The organism is Methylobacterium sp. WL116, assembly GCF_008039455.1.
GTDB lineage: Bacteria > Pseudomonadota > Alphaproteobacteria > Rhizobiales > Beijerinckiaceae > Methylobacterium.
This window is the reverse complement of sequence record NZ_VRUV01000440.1, coordinates 1-3,876: the sequence shown is the minus strand read 5'-3', so window position 1 is coordinate 3,876 and position 3,876 is coordinate 1. Positions and strand designations below refer to the sequence as shown.

Genomic DNA, 3,876 nt, shown 5'->3' with positions numbered 1-3,876 from the left:
ACGCTGCGGGCCCGGACGCGCCCCTCCGCGACGCCGGCGGCGATCGAAGCGGCGTCGGCGCGGCTCCAGTCGGTGCTCTGCTCCACCATCGCCTCAGGCCTCGAAGACCGGGGCCGCCTCGGCCTCGTCGGGCAGCGGGAAGCCGCCGACGAGGTCCGCCGCGGCGGCCAGGACCCGGAGGTTGGCGATCACCGGCGCGACCCAGGCGGGATCGAGGCGCAGCCCGAGCAGCGGGGCCGCGGCGGCGGCGAAGGCGTCGAGATCCGGCGGCGGTGCATCGCGGGTCGTCATCGGGCATCCTCATCGAACGATCGGACCTCGAGCGGGCAAGGGCCGCGCCAAGCCGCCCCGCTGGGCCGGACGCCTGAATTGCTCATCGAATAGGCATAATCCGGTCAATCGCGTCTGCCTACGAGATAGGCAATCGGCGGCTGCCACGCCCATCGTGGACGCAGGGCCGGTCAACCGGCGCCGAGCGTCACCGGCGCGATCGCGGCGAAGACGCAATCCTCCGGCGTGCCGTCCTCGTGCACGAGCATCGCGAAGGTGCCGGGCGCCGAGACCGTCATCAGGTGCGCGTGCCAGGCGCCGGCGCGGTAGTTGATGCCGGCCTGCCCCGGCACCCGGAAGGCGCGGATCGCGGCCTCGTCGGGCCGCCCGTCGCGGTCGGGCGCCACCACGACGAGGTAGGAATCCACCGCGAGCGGCAGGAAGGCCTGGCTCGAATGCGGATGCCGCTCCAGGCGGGTCAGCGGCATCAGGCCGGCGAACGGCTCGCTGCGGATCAGGGCGAGGTTGGCGGAGACGCCCGCGCGCCGGTTCTCGATCGGGCTCGCATGGTCCTGCCGCGGCCCCGCCGCGGGCGCGGCGAGCAGGTCGGCGAAGGGCCGCAAGGCAACCTCGTCCATCGGTTCGATCGGGATCGTGCGCATCGTCCGTCCTGGCTTCGTGCCCGGCTTCGCGGCACGGGGCCGAGCTTCCGCGGCTCGCCTCGGCGGTCAAGCGGGATTCGGGCCGGCTTGCGTATGGCCGAGGGCGGGTTTGCGGGGCCGAGGGCCGCGGCGGGGTTGACGGCGGAGGCGGCTGCGTCGTTGCGTCCCCGAGCCTTCAGACCGCCCGAGCAGACCCGTTGACCGATCCCCGCCCCTATCCCCGCGACCTCGTCGGCTACGGCCGCAACCCGCCGGCCGCCGACTGGCCGGACGGCGCCCGCATCGCGGTGCAGATCGTGCTGAACTACGAGGAGGGCGCCGAGAACTGCATCCTGCACGGCGACCCCGCGTCCGAGGCGTTCCTGTCCGAGATCGTCGGCGCGCAGCCCTGGCCGGGGCAGCGCCACATGAACATGGAATCGCTCTACGAGTACGGCGCGCGGGCCGGGTTCTGGCGGCTGTGGCGGCTGTTCACCGCCCGCGGGATTCCCGTCACCGTGTTCGGCGTGGCGCACGCGCTGATGCGCAACCCGGAGGCCGTCGCGGCGATGCGCGAGGCCGCGTGGGAGATCGCCAGCCACGGCCTCAAGTGGATCGACATGCGCGACGCCTCCCGGGCGGAGGAGGCCGCCGCGATGGACGAGGCGATCCGCATCCATGCGGCGGTGACGGGCTCGGCGCCCGAGGGCTGGTACACCGGCCGCTCCTCGATCCACACGCTGGAGCTCGGCCTGGAGCGCGGCTTCACCTACCTGTCGGATTCCTACGCCGACGACCTGCCCTACTGGCTGACGGGCGCGGGGCGCACCGGCCTCGTGGTGCCCTACACCCTCGACGCCAACGACATGCGCTTCGCGAGCCCCCAGGGCTTCAATTCCGGCGACCAGTTCTTCGCCTACCTGCGCGACAGCTTCGACGTGCTCTACGCCGAGGGCGCGACGGCGCCCAAGATGATGTCGGTCGGCCTGCATTGCCGCCTCGTCGGCCGCCCGGGACGGATGGCGGCGCTGGCCCGCTTCCTCGACCACGTCGCCGCGCACGACCGGGTCTGGCTCGCCCGCCGCGTCGACATCGCCCGGCACTGGATCGCCCGCCACCCAGCGCCGTGACGGCCTGATTCGTGCTCCGCTCCGGGAAAGCCCCTTTCGAGAGACAGCCCATGACGACGACCACCATCGACGGCCGCACCCTCACCGCCGCGGACGTGCTCGCCGTCGCCCGGCCGGACGCGGCGGGCCTCCGCGCCGAGGCGGTGCTCGACGAGGGCGCGCGCAGGAGCCTTGTCGGCGCGCGGGACTACATCGACGCGCATTTCATGACCGACGACGCGCCGCTGATGTACTCGTTCAACACCGGCGTCGGCCTGTTCAAGGACCAGCGCGTGCGCATGGACGAGATGCAGGCCTACCAGCGGCTGACCGTCTACGCCCACGCCACCGGGATGGGCGAGCCGTTCGACGCGGAGGCGGTGCGCGCCACCATGCTGCTGCGCGCCAACGCCTTCGCGTCGAACTTCTCCGGGCCGCGCGTCGCGGTCGTCGACCGCCTGCTCGCCTGCCTGAACGCCGGGATCGTGCCGGTGATCCCGTCGAAGGGCTCGGTCGGGGCGTCGGGCGACCTCGCGCCGCTGGCGCACCTGGCCGGCGCGATCTGCGGGTTCGAGGAGGCCGAGGCGTTCTACGAGGGACGCCGCCTGCCGGCCCGCGCGGCGCTGAAGGCGGCGGGCCTGCCCGAGGCGTTTCCGCTGGAGGCCAAGGACGCCTCGGCGCTGATCAACGGCTCCACCGTGTCGCTCGCCGTCGGCGTGCTGGCGCTGGAGGACATGAAGCGGGTCCTCAAGGCCGCCGAGATCGCCCTCGCCCTGACGCTTGAGGCCCTGCGTGCGGAGAAGGCCGCCTTCGATCCCCGCGTCCACGCCGCCCGCCCGCACAAGGGCCAGGCGGCCTCGGCCCGCAACGTCCTGCGGATGATCGGCGATTCCGAGCGCTGCACGGAGGGCGCCCGCGTCACGGTGTTCCCCGACGAGGCCCGCGCCCCCGGCCAGGCCCCGCCGCCGCGGGTGCAGGACGTGTACTCGCTGCGCTGCGCGCCGCAGGTGCACGGGCCGGTGCGCGAGGCGCTGGCCTACGTCGACGGCATCATGGGCACCGAGATCAACGCGGCCACCGACAACCCGCTGATCTTCGCCGACGGGGCCGACCACTACACCTGCATCTCGGCCGGGCACTTCCACGGCGCCTACGTCGCGCAGGCGATGGACCTGCTCGCCATCACCGCCACCGACCTCGGCTCGATCTCGGAGCGGCGGCTCGCGCGCCTCATCGACCCGACCATGAGCTACGGCCTGCCGCGCAACCTGCTCGCCGGCAAGAAGGGCCTCAACACCGGCTTCGCCACCGTGCAGTGCACGATGTCGGCCCTGGTGATGGAGAACCGGACCCTGTCGATGCCCGGCTCGGTCGACTCGATCCCCGGCAAGTCGAACGCCGAGGACCACGTCTCGAACTCGACCTGGTGCGCGCGCAAGGCCCGCACCGTCGTCGCCAACGTCGAGACCATCGTCGCCGGCGAGATCCTGATGGCGTGCCAGGCGCTCTCGCTGGTCGCCGACGTCGCTCGGGACCATCCCCTCGGCTCCGGCACGCAGGCCGCCCTCGACGCGGTGCGCAAGGTCATCGCCCCGGCGCTGTCGGGCGACCGCTGGTACCAGGCCGAGATGGAGGCCGCGCTCGCGCTGGTGCGCTCGGGGGCGGTGGTCGCGGCGGTGGAGGCCGCGATCGGCCCGCTGGAATAGGCGCGGCGCCCCTTACCGCACCGGCGCCACAATCCGGTGGCTGGATCGTGCGGGCACGAGGGGGGATCCGATGATGCGGCCCGCGCTCCGCTTGTCCTGCCTGACGCTCGCGACGGGCCTCGCCTTCGCGGGCGCCGCGGCCCGGGCCGC

3 protein-coding genes and 1 pseudogene are annotated in these 3,876 nt (G+C 73.3%); 2 read left to right on the top strand and 2 right to left on the bottom strand.

Annotated features, from left to right (window positions below; all coding sequences use genetic code 11):
* Positions 1–93: 93 nt before the first annotated feature.
* Positions 94–291, bottom strand: coding sequence for a DUF4089 domain-containing protein (locus FV223_RS22320; protein WP_147729047.1), 198 nt, complete (start codon positions 289–291; stop codon positions 94–96).
* A gap of 170 nt (positions 292–461) precedes the next feature.
* Positions 462–932, bottom strand: a complete 471-nt coding sequence (locus FV223_RS22315) for an ureidoglycolate lyase (RefSeq protein ID WP_147729046.1) — start codon at positions 930–932, stop codon at positions 462–464.
* A 197-nt stretch (positions 933–1,129) separates the two neighbouring features.
* Here FV223_RS22315 and puuE point away from each other — a divergent pair.
* Positions 1,130–2,038, top strand: a pseudogene (gene puuE, locus FV223_RS22310) (allantoinase PuuE); the annotation flags it as partial.
* Between the two features lie 53 nt (positions 2,039–2,091).
* Positions 2,092–3,726 (top strand): aromatic amino acid ammonia-lyase, encoded by a 1,635-nt coding sequence (locus FV223_RS22305; protein ID WP_147729044.1) that lies wholly within the window; start codon positions 2,092–2,094, stop codon positions 3,724–3,726.
* Positions 3,727–3,876: the final 150 nt, after the last annotated feature.